Origin of the sequence: Scytonema hofmannii PCC 7110 (assembly GCF_000346485.2) — a bacterium.
Classification (GTDB): Bacteria; Cyanobacteriota; Cyanobacteriia; order Cyanobacteriales; family Nostocaceae; genus Scytonema; species Scytonema hofmannii.
In genome coordinates this window covers 2,151,859-2,175,963 of the sequence record NZ_KQ976354.1, presented here as the reverse complement: position 1 = coordinate 2,175,963, position 24,105 = coordinate 2,151,859, and the positions used below count along the sequence as shown (strand labels likewise).

21 protein-coding genes, 2 tRNA genes and 3 rRNA genes (1 of these 26 only partly in view) are annotated in these 24,105 nt (G+C 42.3%); 21 read left to right on the top strand and 5 right to left on the bottom strand.

From position 1 onward, the window contains the following. From WA1_RS09405 to WA1_RS09380, 6 genes are all read left to right on the top strand, one after another. Window positions 1-522, top strand: a 16S ribosomal RNA gene (locus tag WA1_RS09405); it begins 765 nt to the left of the window's first position. A 152-nt stretch (window positions 523-674) separates the two neighbouring features. Next, window positions 675-748 (top strand) — tRNA-Ile (locus WA1_RS09400). An 88-nt stretch (window positions 749-836) separates the two neighbouring features. Beyond that, window positions 837-909: transfer RNA gene (locus tag WA1_RS09395), tRNA-Ala, on the top strand. 287 nt (window positions 910-1,196) lie between these two features. Beyond that, a 23S ribosomal RNA gene (locus WA1_RS09390) occupies window positions 1,197-4,064 on the top strand. A gap of 199 nt (window positions 4,065-4,263) precedes the next feature. Beyond that, a 5S ribosomal RNA gene (gene rrf / locus WA1_RS09385) occupies window positions 4,264-4,381 on the top strand. The 16S, 23S and 5S rRNA genes sit together here with 2 tRNA genes alongside, the layout of an rRNA operon. Window positions 4,382-4,499: 118 nt before the next feature. After that, window positions 4,500-5,045 carry a CAP domain-containing protein gene (locus WA1_RS09380; RefSeq protein WP_272819107.1) on the top strand — a complete coding sequence of 182 codons (546 nt, stop codon included), beginning with the start codon at window positions 4,500-4,502 and terminating at the stop codon, window positions 5,043-5,045. Here the strand turns inward: WA1_RS09380 and hpsU are convergent. From hpsU to WA1_RS09360, 4 genes are all read right to left on the bottom strand, one after another. Then, entirely contained in the window at window positions 5,034-5,606 is a 573-nt protein-coding gene (gene hpsU, locus WA1_RS09375; RefSeq protein WP_017745316.1) for a hormogonium polysaccharide biosynthesis acetyltransferase HpsU, read from the bottom strand. The genes WA1_RS09380 and hpsU overlap by 12 nt on opposite strands. A gap of 105 nt (window positions 5,607-5,711) precedes the next feature. Next, window positions 5,712-6,656, bottom strand: a complete 945-nt coding sequence (locus tag WA1_RS09370) for a glycosyltransferase family 2 protein (RefSeq protein ID WP_017745317.1) — start codon at window positions 6,654-6,656, stop codon at window positions 5,712-5,714. 12 nt (window positions 6,657-6,668) lie between these two features. Next, the gene (locus WA1_RS09365) at window positions 6,669-7,607 is read right to left on the bottom strand and encodes a glycosyltransferase family 2 protein (RefSeq protein ID WP_017745318.1); all 939 of its coding nucleotides are present in this window, start codon (window positions 7,605-7,607) and stop codon (window positions 6,669-6,671) included. A gap of 308 nt (window positions 7,608-7,915) precedes the next feature. After that, a complete protein-coding gene (locus WA1_RS09360) occupies window positions 7,916-8,686 on the bottom strand; it encodes a hypothetical protein (RefSeq protein WP_017745319.1) in 771 nt (256 codons plus the stop codon). 107 nt (window positions 8,687-8,793) lie between these two features. On the opposite strand from WA1_RS09360, the gene cobU reads away from it, so the two are divergent. From cobU to WA1_RS09290, 15 genes are all read left to right on the top strand, one after another. Further along, entirely contained in the window at window positions 8,794-9,327 is a 534-nt protein-coding gene (cobU, locus tag WA1_RS09355; protein WP_017745320.1) for a bifunctional adenosylcobinamide kinase/adenosylcobinamide-phosphate guanylyltransferase, read from the top strand. A gap of 73 nt (window positions 9,328-9,400) precedes the next feature. Then, entirely contained in the window at window positions 9,401-9,532 is a 132-nt protein-coding gene (locus WA1_RS59565) for a hypothetical protein (RefSeq protein ID WP_272819106.1), read from the top strand. 57 nt (window positions 9,533-9,589) lie between these two features. Continuing rightward, window positions 9,590-10,537, top strand: a complete 948-nt coding sequence (locus WA1_RS09350) for an RpnC/YadD family protein (RefSeq protein ID WP_017745321.1) — start codon at window positions 9,590-9,592, stop codon at window positions 10,535-10,537. Then, a complete protein-coding gene (locus WA1_RS09345) occupies window positions 10,521-10,703 on the top strand; it encodes a hypothetical protein (protein ID WP_017745322.1) in 183 nt (60 codons plus the stop codon). Before WA1_RS09350 ends, WA1_RS09345 begins: the two co-directional genes overlap by 17 nt. Window positions 10,704-10,833: 130 nt before the next feature. After that, the gene (locus tag WA1_RS09340) at window positions 10,834-11,265 is read left to right on the top strand and encodes a hypothetical protein (RefSeq protein WP_017745323.1); all 432 of its coding nucleotides are present in this window, start codon (window positions 10,834-10,836) and stop codon (window positions 11,263-11,265) included. 384 nt (window positions 11,266-11,649) lie between these two features. After that, the gene (locus WA1_RS09335; RefSeq protein ID WP_017745324.1) at window positions 11,650-11,868 is read left to right on the top strand and encodes a hypothetical protein; all 219 of its coding nucleotides are present in this window, start codon (window positions 11,650-11,652) and stop codon (window positions 11,866-11,868) included. A gap of 327 nt (window positions 11,869-12,195) precedes the next feature. Then, a complete protein-coding gene (locus tag WA1_RS09330) occupies window positions 12,196-12,447 on the top strand; it encodes a hypothetical protein (protein WP_017745325.1) in 252 nt (83 codons plus the stop codon). Between the two features lie 399 nt (window positions 12,448-12,846). Next, window positions 12,847-13,083: a hypothetical protein gene (locus WA1_RS09325; RefSeq protein ID WP_017745326.1), complete on the top strand. Its 237-nt coding sequence runs from the start codon at window positions 12,847-12,849 to the stop codon at window positions 13,081-13,083. Between the two features lie 89 nt (window positions 13,084-13,172). Then, on the top strand, window positions 13,173-15,323 hold the full coding sequence (locus WA1_RS09320) for a peptidase domain-containing ABC transporter (protein ID WP_026134867.1): 2,151 nt from the start codon (window positions 13,173-13,175) through the stop codon (window positions 15,321-15,323). Between the two features lie 69 nt (window positions 15,324-15,392). After that, window positions 15,393-16,805 carry an HlyD family secretion protein gene (locus WA1_RS09315; protein WP_017745328.1) on the top strand — a complete coding sequence of 471 codons (1,413 nt, stop codon included), beginning with the start codon at window positions 15,393-15,395 and terminating at the stop codon, window positions 16,803-16,805. Between the two features lie 152 nt (window positions 16,806-16,957). Next, window positions 16,958-17,530, top strand: a complete 573-nt coding sequence (locus tag WA1_RS09310) for a hypothetical protein (RefSeq protein ID WP_272819105.1) — start codon at window positions 16,958-16,960, stop codon at window positions 17,528-17,530. A 169-nt stretch (window positions 17,531-17,699) separates the two neighbouring features. Then, complete coding sequence (locus WA1_RS09305; protein WP_017745330.1) at window positions 17,700-18,377, top strand: response regulator transcription factor; 678 nt, start codon at window positions 17,700-17,702, stop codon at window positions 18,375-18,377. 12 nt (window positions 18,378-18,389) lie between these two features. Next, entirely contained in the window at window positions 18,390-20,276 is a 1,887-nt protein-coding gene (locus WA1_RS09300; RefSeq protein ID WP_017745331.1) for a sensor histidine kinase, read from the top strand. Window positions 20,277-20,409: 133 nt separating this feature from the next. Further along, window positions 20,410-20,649, top strand: a complete 240-nt coding sequence (locus WA1_RS56790; RefSeq protein ID WP_017745332.1) for a hypothetical protein — start codon at window positions 20,410-20,412, stop codon at window positions 20,647-20,649. A gap of 99 nt (window positions 20,650-20,748) precedes the next feature. Then, window positions 20,749-21,720 (top strand): ribonuclease Z, encoded by a 972-nt coding sequence (locus tag WA1_RS09290; RefSeq protein ID WP_017745333.1) that lies wholly within the window; start codon window positions 20,749-20,751, stop codon window positions 21,718-21,720. Here the strand turns inward: WA1_RS09290 and WA1_RS09285 are convergent. Continuing rightward, entirely contained in the window at window positions 21,708-23,138 is a 1,431-nt protein-coding gene (locus WA1_RS09285) for a sensor histidine kinase (RefSeq protein ID WP_017745334.1), read from the bottom strand. The genes WA1_RS09290 and WA1_RS09285 overlap by 13 nt on opposite strands. Between the last annotated feature and the right edge of the window lie 967 nt (window positions 23,139-24,105).

The window sequence follows — 24,105 nt, the reverse complement described above, 5'->3', positions numbered from 1 at the left end:
GAGTGCCTTAGGGAGCGCGAACACAGGTGGTGCATGGCTGTCGTCAGCTCGTGTCGTGAGATGTTGGGTTAAGTCCCGCAACGAGCGCAACCCTCGTACTTAGTTGCCATCATTAAGTTGGGAACTCTAAGGAGACTGCCGGTGACAAACCGGAGGAAGGTGGGGATGACGTCAAGTCAGCATGCCCCTTACGTCCTGGGCTACACACGTACTACAATGCTATGGACAGAGGGCAGCAAGCATGTGAATGCAAGCAAATCTCACAAACCATGGCTCAGTTCAGATCGCAGGCTGCAACTCGCCTGCGTGAAGGTGGAATCGCTAGTAATTGCAGGTCAGCATACTGCAGTGAATTCGTTCCCGGGCCTTGTACACACCGCCCGTCACACCATGGAAGCTGGTAGTGCCCGAAGTCGTTACTCTAACCATTCGTGGAGGAGGATGCCGAAGGCAGGACTGGTGACTGGGGTGAAGTCGTAACAAGGTAGCCGTACCGGAAGGTGTGGCTGGATCACCTCCTTTTAGGGAGACCAACTTTTCAGTTCAACAGTGACCAGTGACCAGTGACCAGCAGAAAAAGGTTGTTGGGAGCGAGTCAAGAGTGAAACTGAAGGGACATCCCAGGTCGTGCGTCAGGTGAAAGCAGCTTCCAAACTAGAATTGAGGTTCGATTTGGGCTATTAGCTCAGGTGGTTAGAGCGCACCCCTGATAAGGGTGAGGTCCCTGGTTCGAGTCCAGGATGGCCCACCTGACATCAGTAAACAGTAACCAGTGAGCAGTGACCAAAGTTAAATTTACTGGTCACTGGTCACTGGTCACTGGTCACTGAAGACAGGGGGGTATAGCTCAGTTGGTAGAGCGCCTGCTTTGCAAGCAGGATGTCAGGAGTTCGAGTCTCCTTACCTCCACCTACCGCATTTTTCAGCCAGAAAGATTCAAAGCCAGCGCTTGCGTTGTTTCAACGCGTGGGACTATTGAAATGGCGAAGAAGCGGAAAATGATTCAGAGCAAAAATGAGGGAAATTCCAGCACCGTGATATCACAGATATCAGACTGCTGGGGAAAAAACCAGCCAGAACCTTGAAAACTGCATAGAGACGCGATAAGTTAGTGACCAGTGACCAGTGACCAGTGAGAAATTGTTGTCAAACTGAGAACTGAGAATTGGTCAGTGAACTAGAGAAAGCTTTAAAGTGGTCAAGAGAATCAGGGCTAATGGTGGATACCTAGGCACACAGAGGCGAAGAAGGACGTGGTTACCAACGAAAAGCTCCGGGGAGCTGGAAGCAAGCATTGAGCCGGAGATGTCCGAATGGGGCAACCCAATAAACTATTGTAGCGAACCCAGTGAATTGAAACATCTTAGTAGCTGGAGGAAAAGAAATCAACAGAGATTCCCTGAGTAGTGGTGAGCGAAAGGGGAAGAGCCTAAACCAAATTGCATGCAATTTGGGGTCGTGGGAAAGCAATGTCGAATCTAGCGGTTAGACGAAGCAGCGAAATACTGCACCAGAGAAGGTGAAAGTCCTGTAGTCAAAAACTCAAGGATAGTAGCTTCATCCCGAGTAGCATGGGGCACGAGGAATCCCATGTGAATCAGCGAGGACCATCTCGTAAGGCTAAATACTACTGTGTGACCGATAGTGAACAAGTACCGCGAGGGAAAGGTGAAAAGAACCCCGTCGAGGGGAGTGAAATAGAACATGAAACCGTTAGCCTACAAGCAGTGGGAGTCCGATTCAACGGATGACCGCGTGCCTGTTGAAGAATGAGCCGGCGAGTTATAGGTACTGGTAGGTTAAGTTGTATGACGTAGCCAAAGCGAAAGCGAGTCTGAACAGGGCGAGATATCAGTATTTATAGACCCGAACCCGGGTGATCTAACCATGTCCAGGATGAAGCTTGGGTAAAACCAAGTGGAGGTCCGAACCGACCGATGTTGAAAAATCGGCGGATGAGGTGTGGTTAGGGGTGAAATGCCAATCGAACTCGGAGCTAGCTGGTTCTCCCCGAAATGTGTTGAGGCGCAGCGGTAACAAAAAAAACTGAGGGGTAAAGCACTATTTCGGTGCGGGCTGGGAGACCGGTACCAAATCGAGATAAACTCTGAATACTCAGTGGTAAAGTTACCAGTGAGACGGTGGGGGATAAGCTTCATCGTCAAGAGGGAAACAGCCCAGACCACCAGCTAAGGTCCCAAAATCATCTCTAAGTGGTAAAGGAGGTGGGAGTGCATAGACAACCAGGAGGTTTGCCTAGAAGCAGCCATCCTTGAAAGAGTGCGTAATAGCTCACTGGTCAAGCGCTCCTGCGCCGAAAATGAATGGGACTAAGAGATGTACCGAAGCTGTGGATTTCAGTGACCAGTAACCAGTGAACAGTGACCAGAAAGAAAAAAATGGTCACTGCTCACTGGTCACTGTTGAACTGAACTGGTAGGGGAGCGTTCCGTCTTCGGTAGAAGCAGTAGCGGCAAGCAGCTGTGGACGAGACGGAAGTGAGAATGTCGGCTTGAGTAGCGCAAACTAGGGTAAGAATCCCTAGCCCCGAAACCCCAAGGGTTCCAGAGGCAGGTTCGTCCACTCTGGGTTAGTCGGGACCTAAGGCGAGGCTGAAAAGCGTAGTCGATGGACAGAGGGTGAACAATCCCTCACTTTGAAGTGGGAGTCGGCAGAAGACGCATGAAAGAAAGCAACGCCCTGAATGGATTGGGAGGTGTCTAAGGATGCCGAGTTGTGAAGGATAGTGCCAAGAAAAGCTCTGTCGATGATGAAAGCATCAAACCCGTACTCGAAACCGACACAGGTGGGGAAGTTGAGAAAACTCAGGGGCGCGAGATAACTCTCTCTAAGGAACTCGGCAAAATGGCCCCGTAACTTCGGAAGAAGGGGTGCCAGCGAGAGCTGGCCGCAGTGAAGAGATCCAGGCGACTGTTTACCAAAAACACAGGTCTCCGCAAACAAGCAATTGGAAGTATGGGGGCTGACGCCTGCCCAGTGCCGGAAGGTTAAGGAAGTTGGTCAGGAGGAAACTTTGAAGCTGACGACTGAAGCCCCGGTGAACGGCGGCCGTAACTATAACGGTCCTAAGGTAGCGAAATTCCTTGTCGGGTAAGTTCCGACCCGCACGAAAGGCGTAACGATCTGGATGGTGTCTCAGAGAGAGACTCGGCGAAATAGGAATGTCTGTGAAGATACGGACTACCTGCACCAGGACAGAAAGACCCTATGAAGCTTTACTGTAGTCTGGAATTGGGTCCGGGCTTGGCTTGCGCAGCATAGGTGGGAGGCGTAGAAGTATTCCTTGTGGGGAGTATGGAGCCAACGGTGAGATACCACTCTAGCGAAGCTAGGATTCTAACCCACGATTGTGAATCCAATCGGGAGACAGTTTCAGATGGGCAGTTTGACTGGGGCGGTCGCCTCCTAAAAGGTAACGGAGGCGCACAAAGGTTCCCTCAGCACGCTTGGAAACCGTGCGTTGAGTGTAAAGGCAATAAGGGAGCTTGACTGTAAGAGTTACAACTCGAACAGGGTGGAAACACGGTCTTAGTGATCCGACGGCGCAGAATGGAATGGCCGTCGCTCAACGGATAAAAGTTACTCTAGGGATAACAGGCTGATCTCCCCCAAGAGTCCACATCGACGGGGAGGTTTGGCACCTCGATGTCGGCTCATCGCAACCTGGGGCGGAAGTACGTCCCAAGGGTTGGGCTGTTCGCCCATTAAAGCGGTACGTGAGCTGGGTTCAGAACGTCGTGAGACAGTTCGGTCCATATCCGGTGCAGGCGTTAGAGCATTGAGAGGAGTCCTCCTTAGTACGAGAGGACCGGGAGGAACGCACCGCTGGTGTACCAGTTATCATGCCCATGGTAGACGCTGGGTAGCCATGTGCGGAGCGGATAACCGCTGAAAGCATCTAAGTGGGAAGCCCACCTCAAGATGAGTGCTCTCACTACTATAAGTAGTTAAGGTCACAGGTAGAACACCTGTTCATAGGCAGTCGGTGTACATACAGTAATGTATTTAGCCAAGCTGTCCTAACAGACCGAGGTCTTGACCTCTGTTCAGTGACCAGTGACCAGTGACCAGTGACCAGTGAAGAACTGAGTTATGGTTAATGTTCGCTGTCATGGCTTCAATTCGCGTTTCTGTGCAGTCTTCAGGGTTTTGATTGAGCGATCAGTGATGCGAAATCTTCACAGCGATCTGAGTAAACTTTCTTTACTGGTCACTGCTCACTGGTCACTGCTCACTGTCTTACCTGGTGCCTATGGCTCGGGGGACCCACTCTGACCCCATCCCGAACTCAGTTGTGAAACATTGATGCGGCGACGATAGTTGGCGGGTTGCTGCCCGCAAAAATAGCTCGGTGCCAGGTTTATATATCCAACAACAGCCCTCTTCCATACAGTTAGGAAGGGGGTTTTGTTTTTTTTGCATTTTACAGTTTCTACTTTGGAAGTTTTTTGTTGAGAATAAAATACAAGCGCAAAAGCTTGATAATCCAAATAATTTCGGTTGTAGGAGTAACAATCGCATTTTTAACCACAGGTTGTGAGGAGGCTGTAGAGTATTTGCCTCCCTTACCTAAAATTGAAGTGCCATCTGGTAAACCTCGAAAACCTGCTGTTCTCGCCCAAACTTCTACAACAGCCAATATTGAGGCAACAATTAGGCAAGATATTAATAAAGTTCGTGTTAAATATGGGCTAAAACCTTTGCAAAACAATGAAAAACTAGTACAAATTGCCCGAAGGTATAGTCGGGAAATGGCTGAGAAAAACTTTTTTAGCCATACGGGAGCTAATGGCAGTACTCTATCCCAAAGAGCACAATCGGGAGGAATTATTTACTGGGTGGTAGGTGAAAATTTATTCAAAAGTACAAACATTCGGCGACCCGTACCAGTTGCAGTGGATGGCTGGATGAAAAGCCCTGGACACCGAGAGAATATTTTGCGTCCCATTTTTAAAGAGACTGGTGTCGGTGTTTGGAAAATTGGCAGTACTTACTACATTACGCAGTTATTTTTACGAGGTTAGCTCAGGTTTTCTCTCATAACGAGGTACGCAGGGAGTTCCCCAACAAACTTGTGCGGAGGGGATGTCGCTAAAAACACTGCTACGAGCACCAATCACAGCATTAGAGCCAATTTTAACTCCCGGTCCCACAAAGCAATCTGCAGCTATCCATGCTCCATTGCCAATGGTAATACTTGCTGTTTTCAATCCAAAAGCTGGATCGCGAAGATCGTGGTTTCCAGTACACAGGTAGCTTTTTTGGGAAATGACGCAGTGTTCTCCTATATGGATACAGTCAAGACTGTAGAAAACTACGTCATCTCCAATCCAACTGTAGTCACCAATAGTAACTTTCCACGGATAGGTAAAACGAGCAGTTGGTCGAATGAGGACTCCTTGACCTATACGAGCACCGAACAAACGCAGCAAAGCACAGCGCAAACCATTTAGAGGGTGAGGTGTGAGAGGAAAAGCGATCGCTTGTACAAACCACCACAACAAAATATACCAACCGGGTCGCCCTCGGTCAAACCAAGATTGATCGTATTTGCGCAAATCTACAAAAGTTTTGTCATTTGTCATATGAAAAAAATGTTAGTGGTTAGTGGTTAGTGGTTAGTAGTTAAAAATGACTCCTAACTACTGTACGGGCGCAATGCCTTGCGCCCCTACTAACCACTAACCGTTTCACTGTGTTACTGTTTGCCCTATTTCTTTAGGTAAAGAGGGGGACTGTACAATGGGTTGGGATGAGGTATTTAAGCGCCCATTGTGTTGGCGTAATTCGTAAAGTTTAACGCCAATTTGATATTCATATTGACTTAAGAGCCGCCCGTAGATGTATCCTGCTCTGCCATCTAAAAACCCACGTTGAATAATATAGAATAAAACAAACCGTAACAATGGTTTAAATGGCAATCGTACCCAAACTTTTTTCAAGAAGCGCTTGCGTTGCACGGCATCTCCAAAGAGACTTGCACCGATAGTGCCGTTATCATCTTTGCCTGTGAGCAAATTGTGATAAACACGGGCTTCCCAGTTAGAATAACGGTTGTGGCGCTCTATCCAATGGAATAAGTCACGGAAATCCTCATGTATCATATCATGTTTGAGGTATCCAATTTTTCCATCTAAAATAACGTGTTCGTGAACTTCGTTATCGCCTGTATTGGGAATATCTTCAGTGTTGAGGTTTTCGTAACGACCGTTTTTGTGCTTAAACAAACGCAAATTCCAATCGGGATATTTGCCTCCATGACGAATCCATGTCCCCAAGAAATAAACTTTACGGTTAAGGTAATAACCATTGAATTCAGGATTTTGAATGGCTTGGGCAATTTCACCCCACAATTCGTCTGGAATGCGTTCGTCACAATCAACAATGAGTACCCATTCGTTACGAAAAGGGATGTTTTCTAAAGACCAATTTTTCTTTTTTGGCCAACGTCCATTGAAGTGAAATTGTACAACATTTGCACCATAATCTTGAGAGATCTCAACGCTTTTATCGCTACTTTGGGAATCAACAACAAAAACTTCATCTGCTCTTTGAACACTTGTCAAACAAGCAGGTAAATTGGCTTGTTCGTTTTTAGCTGGAATCAGTACAGAAACTGGTATTTTGGAAGACATAATAAATAAGCTTTATTTGTTATCTTTTTTGGATGTAAGTAGAAGACCCTTAATAGCAGCGTTTAAATAACCAATTTGACCATAAGCATAGACAAGTTTATCAAAGCGTTCTGCAGGGTCTGAAAAATGTTGCAATGATTTGTACAACCCACGCAAGAACCGCTCGCTGCCACGCAGCAATTGACCTATACCCGCTTTGCCAATCAGTTCTTCCCGGTAGCAATCGCTGATACCTTGCCACCAGCCTCGATTCAGGAACCAAGAGCGTTGAAGGCGTTCGGGCGCAACGTTATGAGCCACAAGTGCGTCAGGAAGGTAAGCAACTTGCATCCCTCGCTCAAGAGCAAGTTCGGTCATGTGCAGTTCTTCATGAGATAATAAATTTTTACCAACTCGACCAAGATTAGTATCAAAACCTCCTATTTCTTCAAGGAAACTACGGCGGATAGAGTAATTCAAGCCTCTAGGAGTCGATCCTGAGTTTTTGATGTAGACGACGCTATTGCCTAGATCGTATGCTCCTAAGTTAGCTTCTAATCCCGTAGATAGCCAACTTGGGGGTTGTGTTCCTTCAGACCACAGTAGGGTAACTTTGCCGCCTGCAATTGCTAACTTGGGGTTATCTTGATACGCAGAGTACAAAACTTGCAGCCAGCGCGAGCTAGCTTCTGCATCGTCATCCAAGTACGCTAAAATTTCCCCACTAGCCACTTGAGCTCCTGTGTTGCGGGCTACGGAAAGTCCCAGAACTGGTTCAAAAACATACTTGAGGCGAGGATCGTGGTTTCTTTGTTCAGTAATTTCACGGGTGCGATCGCTCGACCCATTATCCACGACTACCACTTCAAAGTCTCCGGCAAAATCTTGTGCCAAAAGACTATCTATGGCAGCCCCTAAGTATTTTTCTCGGTTGTGAGTACAAATAATGGCAGAAATTGGTATTTGTGGCATATGAGTCATCAGTTATCAGTTATCAGCGATTGGTGAGCGGTTATGAGCCATGACTAATAACTCGTCACTGATTACTGTTTTAGCCTGCTCTGGAGCTAATCTATACCAAAGATTTACATCTCACCAACCGAGTTTTTTCGGAGAAAACGAAATAATCCTTTATTTTTCTTGTATTTTCTTTGAAAAGGGGGTTTGAAAATATTTTCAGAAGCGAACATTTGTACTCTTGTACCCGACCATTGGAAGGCGGGCGGGGACGCCCGCCCCACAAGAGTTACTAAGGTTGTGCAAATTCAAGAATTATTGGTTTACTGTGCTTGAATGTGACCGTGCAAAATCACAAGAGTTTCTGCGAGTTGTGCAAGACGGGTTTCCAAATATTGCTTGCGTCCTAGAAGTTGGCGCAGTTTCTGGTAACGTGCGATCGCTACACTTACGCTAGCAACTTGTTCTTGCGGACACGGACGTGACCAAACTCGACCTGAGGTATCCAAACCACATAAACGATACCCAGTACGAGGTGATTGACTGGCAACATTACTGTCTGATGTGCAAATTTCTTCTACATAATCCATAAGGCGATCGACTTCTCCATGGCGGAGTGTTGCGGTTCCTCCTTGTTGCGATTCGCGATCGCGAGACTCTAACCAACCATTGACAATAGGTCCTTCTAAATAAATATCTTGAATTTGCTTAACAATTCCTTGTAATTCTGTTTGCCAAGAAGCAACAGTTTCTTGGATTTCTAGCAATATATTCATTGCCAATCCTGGATTAGCTGCATTGCGATGGCTGGAAAAGTTGGGAGTTTTCAACTTTGGAAGACTGGGTACTTTGCAACTGCTTTCTTGCGCTGGAAAAGTCTGCACGGAATTATCGTGAGGGGGTAACGCCTGGTCTGGTTGCGTAGGTAACTCACTTTCAGATGGTATTTCAGTACTAGAAGATGCCTCTGATGTGCCAATGCTAATCCGAAACGATAGAGCTTTCTTGCTCGAAGTATCTGGTTCGGTGGAAGTAGTGTTGCGAGTCCCCAGATCGTGTAAAGTGGCTTCTATGCGTTTTACTCCTGTTCTCATATGAGTATCTCTATAAAGGATGAAGGATAGCTCGTGCCAGTCATTCTATTTAAAGTGATTGGGTTACAAAATGCCAGTCTTGAAATAAAAAAATTTGGTAAATAGCTTTGAGTAAAATCATCTTAGTAACAGGACCGACACGTTCTGGTAAAAGTGAATGGGCAGAAACTTTGGCAGTACAGTCACACAAAGCAGTTGTCTACATAGCAACGGCAACTCTGGATTCAGATGATGAAGAGTGGATGCAACGCGTTCAACAACACCAACAACGCCGTCCCCAAAATTGGGTGACGTTGGAGGTGCCATATGAATTGTCAGCTGCACTTGCGGAAGCTAAACCAAATACCTGCCTTTTGATAGATGCGTTGGGAACTTGGGTTGCTAATCTTTTAGAACAAGATGATTGGAACTGGCAAAATACCGTTCAAGAGTTGTTAGATACCGTGCAGCTTGTTGCTGCTGACATGATTTTTGTTGCAGAGGAAACAGGCTGGGGTGTGGTGCCTGCCTATGCGGCGGGGAGAACGTTTCGCGATCGCTTGGGTTCTTTGGTGCGTCAGTTAGGTGGAATTTCGGATACTGTTTATTTGGTGACTGGGGGCTATGCTCTTAATCTCAGTGTGCTGGGTTCTCCGCTATAGGATGGAGTGGGATGAGGAAAATAAGTAGCAGGAGATGAAGTAATCGTTACAAAAGCTGGTCAGATCTGTTCATTTGCATCAAAGTCGTGTTGATGAAGATATTCAAACCGATATTTATCAAGCCACTTTACTTCATAAAGAATTGGCTCAGTATGATGAATTCTCGGCAATATGTGTTCTGTGGAAGTTGATGAATCTCAACTGACTGGATGAGTGGAGGTGTACAGATATATACTTAGTTGATGGGCAGTACGTAAATTTCATGACAAAAAACCCTTTTGACCAATTTTCAAAGCAGTACTTTGAAGAATTTTTATCTCCCTTAGGTGAGGTGAGGATAAATTATGAAATTCCCGGAGAACCAAGGTTTGTGGATATTTGGTTTACGCCATCAACTCCGTTGATAACATCTACACGAGAATTAGGAATCTTAGGACGAATAGCCGCAACACCGTGTTTACTAGAACCGTTTCGCAAACAACCAACGGAAAGAGAAATTCGCAGTTGTCTGGGAAAATTAGTTCACCTCGAAGCCGAGTTGCAGCGTCAAGCGAAGCGCAATGAAGAAACGATTCCTGAGGATGAACTGCCAAGATTGTGGATTATTGCAACGACGTGTTCGGATGAGTTGCTTGATAAATTGATAGTGAGGGAGGATGAAACTTGGCTACCGGGGATTTACTTTACATCAAAAGTGTTGTTAACAGGGATAATTGCTATCGATAAGTTACCACGGAAAAGAGAAACTTTGTGGTTGAGAATATTAGGTAAAGGGCTGATTCAGCAACAAGCGATCGCCGAGCTCATGGCGCTACCCAAACAAGACAACAGACGCGCTGCTATTGTCAAGCTGCTGGCAAGATGGAAAGTTAGTATAGAAGTAAGTGGTGAGATAGATGCCGAACAAAGGGAACTAATTATGAACTTATCACAAGCCTACTTAGAATGGGAACAACAGACCGAGCTCAGGGGAGTGGAGATTGGCAAGGAGATTGGCAAGGAGATTGGCAAGGAGATTGGTAAGGAGCAGGATCGGCGTGAAATTTTAGAAAAATTACTTCAAGCGCGGTTTGGGGAGTTGGATTCAAACTTAGCAGCAATTGTTCAGCCAATGTCGAATTTACCAGCGATGGAGTATGCGAGTTTGCTATTGCAGTTTTCCAGCTTGTCACGCGAGGATTTATTGAAGCGTTTTGAGTCGTTGGATTGAAACTCATGCCATCAAGCTCAACGGGAGCGATGTTCGTTCAATCTTGAGGTTCATTGCCGAGTCTTTGTTTGAGATATTGCTTGCGTCCCAGGAGTTGGCGCAGTTTTTTTTGGTAACGCGCGATCGCTTGGGTTCTTTGGTGCGTCAGTTAGTGGGTGTTACCTGAGATTCATACCACTGACCAATGATAGATGAGCGATCGTTATGAATTATTTTTAATTAATTAGAAACTATTCTTAATTGTTTATTCAAGATTCGCAACTAAAAAGCCCAAATAGAAACTGTAAAATTGTCGTATGGCATTAACAAAAGACGTTAAACGGTATCTGGCCTACTGGTTTCAGCTAGGTAAGAAGGTTGTTATAGACAACGGCGCTGCAATCTTGCAGCCAAGAGAAGTTGTTAAAGGCAATCAATACAGTGATGAATTTGAAGAGTGTTGGCGGAGGGTTACTTCGCCAGACTCAGGAGACTGTTATCTGGAAGGTACTCACGAAACAATAGCAGAGTTGCTGTCACCTGCTTGGGAAGTGGCTCCTTGCGCTCGTTGTGATATGCCAATACCTGCCAGAAACATGGGTATGCCCCCTCTGCTGTGTCCTTGCTTTGATTTAACTGGCTGGCCTAATACTGAACTACCGCAGCCTCGATGCCCAGTTGATAGCCAAGAAGAATTAAGAGCAATTCGCGATCGGCTTTTAAGTGGTATATCCTCAACAGGAAAGTAGCGTGTTTAATTGAAATTTAACAGATAATAATAGGCAAATATAGCTCAATTTCCAATGGAATCAAATACACTCAATCGTAGGGACGCAATATCTTGCGTCCCTACATTTGTCTTGTATTCATCTGAGAACCGCTATAGTCGCTCAGTACTTTCCAAACATTTTCTCAGACTTCCTCTTATTGTATGTATTTTTAGGAAATAACTAGCTTCGCAATTCTACAAATTTTTCTTCTTAACTTGGTAAGTAAGTTTACTTAAAATGTAAATGATTACTTATTTACTGCTTGATATTGTATAAATGTAAGCAAAAAGTTGAGAGCCTAAAAAAACAACCAACTCTAAGCTTATAGTTCATCAATTGAAAGTTAATTGAGGAGAAAAAACCATGCTATCAGTTGAAAAAAATGAAATGTTTACTGAAGTTACAGCTGAAGACTGTGTGACCGTTAGCGGCGGTGGACCTATTAGTTATCTTTTCTACTCGCTATTGGCACAAACCCCAGCTTCTCCAGGAGGTGTTGCATTCACAGTTGGAGAAATACAAGATGGGTGGAACATCCTAGTTAATGCTGGTATTCCTGTTAACGGTTTGATTAGTCCATAACTAGTCTAGTCAGCTTGTTTACACACGCTAAGTTGAAGAACGCGCCCTCAGTCTAAAGAAGTCAGAACCTGATACTCACTGTTGATACCAATTCTATGTGAGGTTGCACTTTATTCACTCACAAGTATCCATTTTGAGGTATAACTCCGGCTGCATGTGGGCGCGTTTATTAAACCTATCTTGATAGTCTACGTTCTATAGGAATCATAAATGATTTATGAAAAATTTTAAGTACTGTAGGTAGGGCATTGCCCACCAAAAACCGCATATGATGGGCAATGCCCACTCTACGTATATTTCAAAAATCAAATAGGAGTCCTATAGACAATGAAGGCAATTCAAAAAAAAACCATTTTTACAGAGATCGCTGATGAAGAAGCTTCTACTGTTAGCGGTGGTGGGCCTCTTAACTATCTCATCTATATGCTATTAGCTCAAACCCCTGCTTCTCCAGGAGGCACTACCATCACTTCCGGCGAAATACAGCATGGATGGAATATTTTAATAAACGCGGCTCTTCCTGTCAACGGTGTTGCTAGTTCTTCCCGCAAAAGAAAAAGAAAATTCTTATGGTGGTGATGTGGTGCTGCTTGTCTAGAGCGCCGATACAGAAATCAAAAAGGGGGCAAAAAATCCGGTTTCTCTCTGTTGGAAAGCTTAGTATCTCGTATGCTCAACTCGAAGAAACCGGGTTTTTTGCATTACTGTACCGATGCTCTAGGTGTTATTGTCAAAGCGAGTCATAAACTTGCAGCACAGCACCCTGCCAAGTTATAGTTTGTTGCTTGAACATCAGTTGTGGAGTTGCATAGCTAGCAAGCTGTTTCTATGAATTTGCCTGAAAAAATTTGAAATTATGACAAATAGATTCGGTTGTTCCAATTGTTAAATACAGGGTATTCTCTCATGTCCCAGGATTTAGATTAATAAAGTTACTTAAGGAGTTAGCATTTCAGAAAATGAACTTAAGGAGGAATTATGAAGACAATAAAGAAAAGACATCTTTTTGCAGAGATTACAACTGAAGAATCCGCTACTGCAAGTGGTGGATTAAAAGTTATAACCGTAGACTTCAAGAATAACTCTTTTACTGTGGAAGATAGAAAAGATGAGTTCAATTTTAATAGTGGTCATTACTTCTATGGGTCTGACTTCTATGATAACGGATTACCCTTTTCCGATTTCATGGGTCTTAGAGTTGAGGTAAATTGGTAACCCTGGGCTTATCTCAAAGGAAATTTTTTTGCATAGATGCAACTTTTGGTCATTCACAAGGACATCAAGACAAGCATACTGGGTATGTTATGAAATACACTCACGTTTTACAGCATAGTGAAGAAGATTGCGGTGCGGCTTGTCTTGCTGCGATCGCCAAACATTATGGACGTACTTTTACCCTGAATCACGTTCGTGAAGCAGTGGGAACCGGACAACTCGGAACAACTTTACTAGGGCTTAAACGGGGAGCGGAAACACTGGGTTTTGATGCTCGCCCAGTCAAAACTTCGCCAGAACTTTTAAATCGACTGCATGAGGCACCTTTACCAGCTATTATTCATTGGAAGGGAAATCACTGGGTTATTTTACACGGCAAGAAAGGTAAAAAATGTGTTGTTGCCGATCCCGCTGTAGGTATCCGTTATCTTTCCACACAGGATTTAGCAGAAGGTTGGGCAGATTGGTTAATGCTCTTACTAGAGCCAGATCCAATACGTTTTTTTGACAAACAAAATGATAATGTTTCAGGTTTTTGGCGTTTCTTAAAACGTATTTGGATATATCGGACTATTCTGGCGCAAGCTCTACCCTTAAATCTGATTTTGGGGATATTGTCTTTAGCATCGCCATTTCTACTGCAAATCTTAACTGATGATGTCTTGGTTAGGGGTGATACAAAGTTACTGACTACGGTGGCGATCGCAGTAGTTGTCATGAACGTTATTGGCAGCAGTCTTACCTGGGTACAATCTAACCTAATTGCTCATTTTGCCCAACGCCTGCAATTAGGACTAGTCATGGAATTTGGACGTCAAATTTTGCATTTACCCCTTTCTTACTACGAAGCCCGCCGCAGTGGAGAAATTGTCAGCCGCTTGCGAGATATTGACCAAATTAATCAGCTAGTTGCTCAAGTCGTCGTTAGTTTACCCAGCCAATTTTTTATTGCCTTGGTTTCTTTAGGCTTCATGGTTTTTTATAGTTGGAAACTAACTGTTGTAGCTTTCTTCATTGCTGTTGTAATGACACTATCTACAGTTATCTTCCAACCAAATTTACAGCAAAAAACCCGTGATGTTTTAATCACAGAAGCAGAAAACCAAGGCGTTTTAGTAGAAACTTTTAAAGGCTCGCTCACCTTAAAAACGACGACAGCCGCACCTCAGTTTTGGGATGAATTTCAAAGTCGATTTGGTCGTCTTTCTAACCTGACATTACGTACAATTCAAATCGGCATTATCAACAGTACCTTTTCTAGCTTTGTTTCTGCAACTGGTAGCGTTGTTTTGCTTTGGTTTGGTGGCAATTTTGTAATTAATCCTATTGAAAACCTGAGTATAGGGCAACTACTTGCCTTTAACGCAATGAACCACAATTTTCTAGGATTGATTGGTACTGTTATCACCTTTGTAGACGAATTTACTCGTGCCAAGACTGCAACCCAACGCTTAACAGAAGTTATCGATGCTACACCAGAAAATGAAGGCGATGGCAAAAAGCCTTTTGCCAAAATTCTTAGCGATGCTGACATTGTTTGTACAAATGTTAATTTTCACTATGCTGGTCGAATTGAGCTATTAGAAGACTTTTCCTTAACTATTCCTGGAGGTAAGGTAACTGCCCTCATAGGTCAATCTGGATGTGGTAAAAGCACTTTAGCAAAATTAATTGCGGGGTTATATCCGATCCAATCTGGGAATATTCGTATTGGAATTTATAACCTCAATGACCTTGCTCTTGATTGTCTGCGCCAACAGGTAGTTCTTGTACCACAAGACGCTCACTTTTGGAGCCGTTCTATTGTTGAAAACTTTCGTATGGGAGCACCCTATGCGACTTTTGAGAAAATAGTGAAAGCTTGTCAAATCTCTGATGCCGATGATTTTATTAGCAAACTTCCTGATAAGTATCAAACTGTTTTAGGAGAATTTGGAGCCAATATTTCTGGTGGTCAACGCCAAAGACTTGCCTTAGCAAGAGCGATAGTTACCGAGCCAGCAGTCCTTATTTTGGATGAATCTACTTCTGGACTCGATCCGGTCAGTGAATCAAAGGTCTTGAATAGATTGCTACAACACCGTCGTGGAAAAACCACAATTTTGATTACCCATCGACCTAAAGTGATTAACAGAGCGGATTGGATTGTTTTGTTAGAGCGTGGACAGTTGAAAATTCAGGGTTCTTTAGAGGAATTACGCTCTACGCAAGGCGAGCATTTAGACTTTTTAATTCCTTAGCTAACGACTAATAGCTCATAAATAATTTTACTAAAAACCCAATTAGCTAGTAATAATTAGGTGCAAATTATGCTCTATACCCACACTCAAAAATTTCTTCCCTCTACTTACTGCGACGAGTTTCTACCTCCTGTCAGTCGTTGGACATCTTTAGCTGGAATATCTCTTATGGGAACTGTGGGTGCGGTAGTTGCTCTCTCATCTTATACTAAATACAACGTCACTGTGAAGACTGGAGCTACCGTGCGTCCTACAGGTGATATCCGTTTAGTGCAACCGTTCATAGAAGGTACTATTAAAGGTATTTTTGTTAAAGAAAATCAAGTTGTTAAACAGGGTGATGTCATTGCTCGACTTGATGACCTGGAATTACACATCAAAAATACTCAATTGCAAGGCAATCTACAAGAGGGAAACTTACAATTGACTCAAATTGATGCTCAAGTGAACGCTTTAGATAATCAAATTGATGCTGAGAAGAAAGTCATAGAATGGACGATCGCTTCTGCTAAATCTGAGTTAACACGCCATCAACGGGAATATAACGAACAGCAAATTAAAACTCAAAGTGAATTACAAGCAGCACAAGCAAACTTGCAAAAATCAGAAGCAAATTTACAAAAAGCTAAAGCGGATTTAAGTTTTGCTCGATTAGATCGCGATCGCTATGAGCAGCTTGCAGAAATTGGCGCAGTTAGTCGGCGTGAATTTGAGCAGAGAGAATTAGCTGTTGAACAAGCAAAAGCAGTTGTTGATTCCGAACAAAGAGCGATTGATATTGCTACAGCTAACTTACAGCCTGCTCAAGCAGCTATTAATCCTACTAAAGTAATGCTAGCCATAGCTAAACAAAAAATTGCCCAAGAAACAGCTAGAGGTAAATCGACTATTGCGGCTTTTCTTCGTGAAAAGAATGCCTTAATTCAAAAAAAAATTGAAATGAAAAACCAAATAAAACAAGCCAAGAAAGAACTTGAAAAAAACCATCTTCAACTTCAGAGTACCCTAATTCGCGCTACTAGTGACGGTATTATCCTTAAGTTGAATCTGCGAAATCCCGGTCAATTTGTACGTCCATCAGAATCTGTTGCTGAAATTGTACCCCATAATACGCCTCTAGTCATAAAAGCAATAGTTCCTGCTCCTGACATTAAAAATGTCGCAGTTGGTCAAAATGTGCAACTGCGAGTTGATGCTTGTCCCTATCCCGATTACGGTACTCTCAAAGGGGTTGTCACGGCTGTTTCACCAGACGCTATAGTCCCTCAAAATAACAACTCATCTACTCTCTCACCCGGCTCTACAACTCCTGTAGCCAGTTATTTTGAAGCTACAATCAAACCAAAAAGTCTCTCCTTTGGAAATAACAATCGTCATTGCTTGATACAAGCGGGAATGGATGCAAAAGCTGACATTATTTCTAAAGAAGAGACTGCACTAGAATTTATGTTGAGAAAAGCAAGATTAATCACAGATTTATAAAACATTTGTTCTAAGTAGTGAGGCGGAAATTGTGTACGCTCATAATATTTTCAATCATCTACTGTGTTACCCTCATTAAGTTTATTGCATCTTACCAGAAGACCCAAGAAGCATTACATTGGTGGTCTTACAGGCAATCTATGAAACTTTTCTTGGAAGCTGAAACAATTCGAGATACCTTGTTACAGGAATCTTTTACAATCCGCCGCAGTTTAGAACTGTTATCAGGAGATGATTGGGAGCTATCAGCGTATAGAACTCAAGAATGTTTAACAAAAGTTGAGAATTTACATCAATCTCTTGCTCAATTGAGCGAACGTTTATTCCCAACATACTTTCAAGGTAGCTTACCTTCAGCAATTCAAGGTGTACTAGAATCTTGGGCTATATCTCACCCACATATATCCTTTAATGTCAGTTTACCAACAACTTGGCAATCTGAAACTATCGAACACAGCTTGATAGTTTCTTGGTCTTTGGAAGAGGTATTAAAAATTACTGTGCCAGATGTGTTAACTCCCATCTCAATTTATATCAATTTAGAAAAACAAAAAAGTAAATCAAAATTAATATTTCAAATAACATATCCTGATGTATCTATCTTAACCTTGTATTATAGTCACTTAGAATTTGAATTTCTTAGTGAAAGTTTTAGATTTTTAACATCAGGAAAATGTTTTTATTTTTATAAAAATTTAAATATAACTTGGCATTTCTATTGGTAAGTTGTTCCACCAACGGCAATAAAATTAAGAATTATATACTAGTCTCCTGATTGTGTGCGATCGATACGAATAGTAGGGTACTTACGTATCTTGCTTGTAGGCTGTTAGGTTTTACATAAGTTATTAACCCTATACCCCGTTCTCCACGGAGTTTTAACGGAGGTAAAATATGAAACAAGTTATATCAGATAAGGCTTTGTTGAATATTTTGGTTATTGATGACCACGAATCAGTTTTAAGCGGAACTATAGATATATTACAAAAACAATATCCAGAGGCTAAATTTAGTACTGCTCTAACTTCTAAAAATGCTCTCGATCAAGTGACAAGATTAAATCCAGATGTTGTCGTTATGGATTTATCTATTCCAGATAGCCCTGGGATGTTACCACGCCCTGAGACAGGTGTTCAACTGCTAAAAACTTTAATGAAAGAATTTCCCAATTTAAATCTTGTTGTCCAAAGCGCTCATGCTAGAACACTAGTGAGAATCAGACCTAACATTGATACTCATAAAGGGGGGTTTACTGTGGCAGATAAAAGTCTTTCTAGCAAAGAAATGTTGATTAGAGTTGATTGGGCTTTACAGGGACTAACTCATACAAAAGATCTTAAAGGAATTCATGCTGGATTGGAGATTAAACCTGAGTGGCTGAAGGTGCTAACTTTGGCTTTTGAGCAAGGATTACAAGATAAAGCGATCGCCGAACAAATGTGTGTATCCGAACGTATGGTGCGACATTACTGGAATAAGCTACAAGATGCTTTAAATGTTTATCCTGAAGAGGGAAAAAATATTCGGATTCAAACGGAAATGAGAGCTAGAGACGAAGGGTTAATCGATTAGTGAAGTGGTTTTATGCCGCCAGAATTTTGGAAAAGAATCAAAGAAGAAATTACCATTTGGCGTGTAGGTGCATTACCAGGCATTATAGTAATTGGGCTGGTAATGGCTACCCGTCTCACGGGTTATATGCAATCTTTAGAATTGTTAGTTTTTGATACTTTTCTTCGTCTGCGCCCTCAAGAACCTATTGATGAACGCATTATTATTATAGGCATCAACGAAGAAGATATCAGTCGTATAGGCACTTATCCCATACCAGATCGAGAAATTGCCATTTTATTAAGAAAGTTGCATTCTCTTAGTCCTCGCTCAATTGGTCTTGATATCTTTAGAAATCTCCCTGTTGAACCGGGTCATCGCGAACTAGTTGCAGCATTTCAAGATCTTAAAAATGTCATTGCTATAGAAAAAGTTTTACCAGAACAAGTCCCTCCACCACCAGGATTACCTAAAGAACAAGTTGGTTTTGCAGATCAAATTATTGATACTGATGGTAAGTTGAGACGTAGTTTGCTAGCGACACCTACGACTAAAGACTACAAGTTCTCGTTGTCTTTGAATTTGGCAACAGCTTATTTAAAGCACGTAGGCTTCAATTTAGAAAACGGTATTCATGATGAAAATACAGTGAGATTTGGTCAGACTGAACTCCCTAGGTTTTTATCTCACTCCGGAAGCTACGTTCAAGCTGATGATGGTGGAGTGCAAGTCTTATTAAATTTTCGGAGTGGTGAAGAACGATTTAGAACTTTATCTCTTCACGATATTAAAACAGGAAATTTTAAGCCCGAATGGATACGCGATCGCGTTGTCATTATTGGTGTTGTTGCTTCTAGCGTGAAAGATTGGATAACAACTTCCACTATTCCATCTACTAAACCTGCACCAGGACGAGTTTATGGAGTGGAAGTTCTGGCGCATACGACTTCTCAAATTATCAGTTCAGTGCTTGACAGAAGAGTGCTTTTACAAACATGGTCTGAAGGGTGGGAATATTTGTGGATTCTGTGTTGGGGTGTGTTAGGAATTACTTTTGCTAGATTGACAAAATCGCCTTTCATCAATCTTTTAGCTGTTGTCTTAGCAAGTCTTAATCTTGTTTTTGCTAGTTATATACTCCTCATAGTGTGGGGTCTATGGGTTCCGACAATACCAGCAATACTTGTCTTGGCTTTGAATGGTGTTGGTATGACAGCTTTATACCAGTATGACCAAGCTCTACGTTCTAGAATGAATGCTCATCGAGATTTGATAGAACGGACATTTGAAACAATTCATAATGGACCATTACAAACTTTAGCAAAAACTTTAAAGTGTATCAGAGACAGGGATTTACCGCCAAACGAATTAGTTCCGCAACTAGAAACAGAACTCGAAAAGTTAAATTACGAGCTAAGAGGAATTTATGAATTTTTACAACAAGAACCTCTAACTCAAGATAGTTGTCTTTATTTAAGAAAAGGGCTATTACTTAATTTAAAAGCTCCTATTCACGAAGTTTTGTATCAAGTTTATAACTCTACTTTAGAGCGAGATTTTCCCTGCTTTAAAACACTCAGAGTGAAAATTCGGACTTTTGACCCTATAAGCGATCGCGGCTTAAGTGTAGAGCAAAAACTAGGGCTTTGTCGCTTCTTAGAAGAAGCTTTGTGCAATGTTGGCAAACACGCTAGAGGTGTCACCCGTCTTGAGGTCATTTGCACTAGCTACGAGGGTTGGTGTACTTTAAGCATTGTAGATAATGGCTTGGGAATTAACTCATCTAAAGAGGGTCGGGGAACACAGCAGTTTAGAAACTTGGCTAAACAATTGAAAGGGAAATATACGCGTTCTCCCCGGTTTCCAAAAGGCACTCTCTGCGAGTTATCTTGGCCTGTAACAAGGTTTTGCAGCTGGTAGTAAATATAGATAAAAAAAAGCGTGAAAAATCTAAGTAAGTGAGCTAATATCGGTATTAAAATCGAGTATATATAACAAACAAAGTTTTTAAAAAGTTACTTTTCCTCAGTAGAATACCGAGGAGGATGTGAATATGACTGACAGTAAATGTTTTTTTCACAAAATGTTAAATACTGGGTCGTTAACAACTTGTATTTTGACAATTGTACTTGTGTTAACTCAGGTGGTACAAGCCGAATACCGACCACCTGGCAATCAAAAACCACCAGGAACTAATACAGACTCATCAGGTACAAGATTTTCTGACCAAGCTACCATTGTATTGACTTATACCTTAGTTCCTTGTCTCCTCTGCCTTCTACCCTCGTTTTAACAAACTTCCCAGAGAATTGCCGTCAGTTGACTGTCACGAGTGTCAATATATAGATAGATATTGGTGCGAAATTCAGCAAGAGGAAGGCAAAATAAGGCTGTGCAGATAACATTTCTAGGGACGAGTTCCGGTATACCCACGCGATCGCGTAATGTTTCCAGTGTTGCTTTGAGACTACCACAACGAGCTCAGTTGTGGTTATTCGATTGTGGCGAAGGAACCCAACATCAAATTTTGCGGAGTGACCTAAAAGTCAGCCAACTGTCCCGAATTTTTATCACCCATATGCACGGCGACCATATTTTTGGTTTAATGGGTTTGCTTGCAAGTTGTGGTTTAGCTGGTAGTGTGGAACGTGTTGACATCTACGGTCCGCCCGGATTAAATGACTACCTACAACTAGCCTCGCGACACTCCCACACCCATTTTTCCTTCCCCATCAAAGTTCATGCTGTCCGTCCCGGAGTTGTCTACGAAGATGAGGAATTCACTGTGACTTGCAACCCCTTACATCATCGCATCACCACCTTTGGTTACCGAGTCGTAGAAAAAGACCGTTCCGGACGTTTTGATGTTGAAAAAGCTAAAGAGTTGCAAATTCCACCGGGACGCATTTACGGACAACTCAAACGTGGTGAAACAGTCACTCTTGCAGATGGACGAGTTATAGATGGCAAAGAATTGTGCGGACCGACAGAAATTGGACGCAAAATTGCCTACTGTACAGATACAATTTACTGTGAGAATGCAGTGGAGTTAGCACGGGACGCTGACGTGTTAATTCATGAAGCTACTTTTGCCCATCAAGACTCAGAGTTAGCTTTTCAGCGCTTGCACTCCACAACAACAATGGCAGCGCAGACAGCCTTAGGGGCTAAGGCACATCGGCTCATTATGACACATTTCAGTCCTCGTTATGCTCCTGGAAATTCCATAGAGTTGAAGGATTTACTTGAGGAAGCCCGTGCTATTTTTGCCAAAACAGACATGGCTTATGACTTTATGACTTATGAAGTACCCAGACGGCGAGAGAAAATCCTGAACGCTGAAAATATAATTCATAATTCATAATTCTTGGGTATTTTAATCACAAACTCAGCACCTTGTCCGGGTGCTGACGTACAAATCAATTGTCCACCATGCTTTTCAATAATCTGGTAGCTAATCGACAGCCCCAAACCCGTACCGGAACCTACAGGTTTTGTTGTAAAGAACGGATCGAAGAGCTTAGACTGTACCTCTAGTGAAATACCCGGTCCATTGTCAGCAATGCGAATGATCGCTTCGTTGGCGATCGCTTCAGTACGAATGTGAATTGTTGGGCATTGGGCATTGGGAGTTATTTCTATGTCCATAGCCCCATGCCCTTTTACGTCTTTTAAAGCATCAATTGCATTAGTCAAAATATTCATAAACACTTGATTTAACTGTCCGGCGTAGCATTGCACAACAGGTAAATCACCGTATTCTTTAATAACTTTGATTCCAGGGTTTCGCCCTGAACCTTTCAATCGGTGCTTCAAAAGTAATAACGTGTTATCCAACCCCTCGTGAATATCTGCATCTGCCATCTCGGCTTGCTCTAAATGGGAGAAGTTCCTTAATAGTAAGACAATTTGTCGGATGCGATCGGCTCCAATCGTCATAGATGACATCAGTTTAGGTAGATCTTCTTGAAGGAAATCAAAATCAATCGCCTTCAAAGTTGTTTCAATTTCCTTCACTGGATGGGGATAATAATTCTGATAAACTTCAACTAAGTTCAGTAAATCCTGCGCGTACTGATTAGCGTGGACGAGATTGGCGTAGATAAAGTTAAGCGGGTTATTGATTTCATGAGCAACCCCAGCCACCAACTGACCCAAAGCGCTCATTTTTTCGTTTTGTATCAATTGAATTTGAGTGCGAGTCAGTTCTTTCATCGCTTGCTCTAGCTGTAGAGCTTTCTTTTGTTCTCTTTGTGTCAGTGCTAAAAGAACCGACTCATTGCGCTTGCGTTCTAGTAACCTAATAATTTGACGACTTAAAGTTTGTAGCGTCTGTATTTGCAGCTGAGTGAGTTTGCGGGGGACAAAGTCAAGCACACAAATGGTTCCTAGCGTGTAGCCTTCTTTTGCAATCAACGGTATCCCCGCGTAAAACCGAACGTGCGGTGGCAAAACAACAACTGGATTTTTAGCAAACTTTTTATCCGTTAACGTATCTGGGATAATTAACTCATCACTATTTTGAACGACAAACGGACAGAAACCAGAATCCATGGGTGCTTCCGTAACAGACGCACCAACTTTTGACTTAAACCACTGGCGCTTGTCATCTACAAAAGTAATTAGCGCCACTGGAGTCTGACAAATTTGTGCCGCCAATTTGGTCAACTCATCAAAGTCTGCTTCATCAGGAGTATCAAGAATTCCATACTGGTGCAGTATTTTAAGCCGGGATGTTTCATGCTGCAAAGAGATAGGCATTTCATTGGATTGTTTCAGCATCGATTTCAGCGATCGCATTCACAAGAATTAACGGCAGAAGCTCTTTTGAGGTCAGTGCATCCCAATAATTAAACGCCGCGCTTCAAATAGATGTTTAGCGCAAGCTTTCCGGTAATTTTTTATTTAGATATCGACATATTGTACACAAATCTTATTCTTGCAAACCATAAAAATTAAATTTTTATAGTTAGTTAATTTGCTTTTCCGGAAGTTTTTAAAAACTATTTATATATTTTACAAAATCTTTATTTTTGGATTAACTGTATATGATATAAAAAAGACGCTCTAGAGCATCGGTACAGAAATTACAAAAACCCGGTAACTTCATCGTTGAGCCTATGAGATATCAAGCTTTGCAGGAGAGAGAAACCGGGTTTTTTGCCTCCTTTTTAAATACTGTACTGACGCTCTAGCGATGTTCGTAATCGCGGCTATACAAGCAAAACCCACCTACGTGGGTTTCAAAATCTTTATTTTCCATTAGTCCAAGCCGCAGGGGACGAGCGTTTGTGTAATAGCGAATTATATTTGCCTAATACTTTCCAAACATCCGGAAAGGAACTGATTATCCGCAATTCTTTGAAGCTTTTTACAAAAACTTTAATTTCAAAAAATAATAAATTGAGTATTTTTTTGATTGTCATTTTATTTAAAGTACTAAACTACACGTGTATCTAGTTTTTATTACTTAAAAAAAGATGTTCTCTGTTTCTTAAGGCTAATGAGTCCGCCTACGCGGACTTTGTTTGTATAGCAGCGATTCTGAACATCGCCGAATATTTTTTTCCAAAATTGGGATGCTCCCTAAGTATTTACTAAAAATCAACAAGGTTCTTTTCAATACAGCAAAATTTATGACTTTCCCTAATCTTATTGTTAAGTGTATAAATAGATTACTCAGCAACGGCAAAGCAATGCCAGAAAGATTATTAACAATATGATAAAGATGAAGAGAAAGGGTTGACGA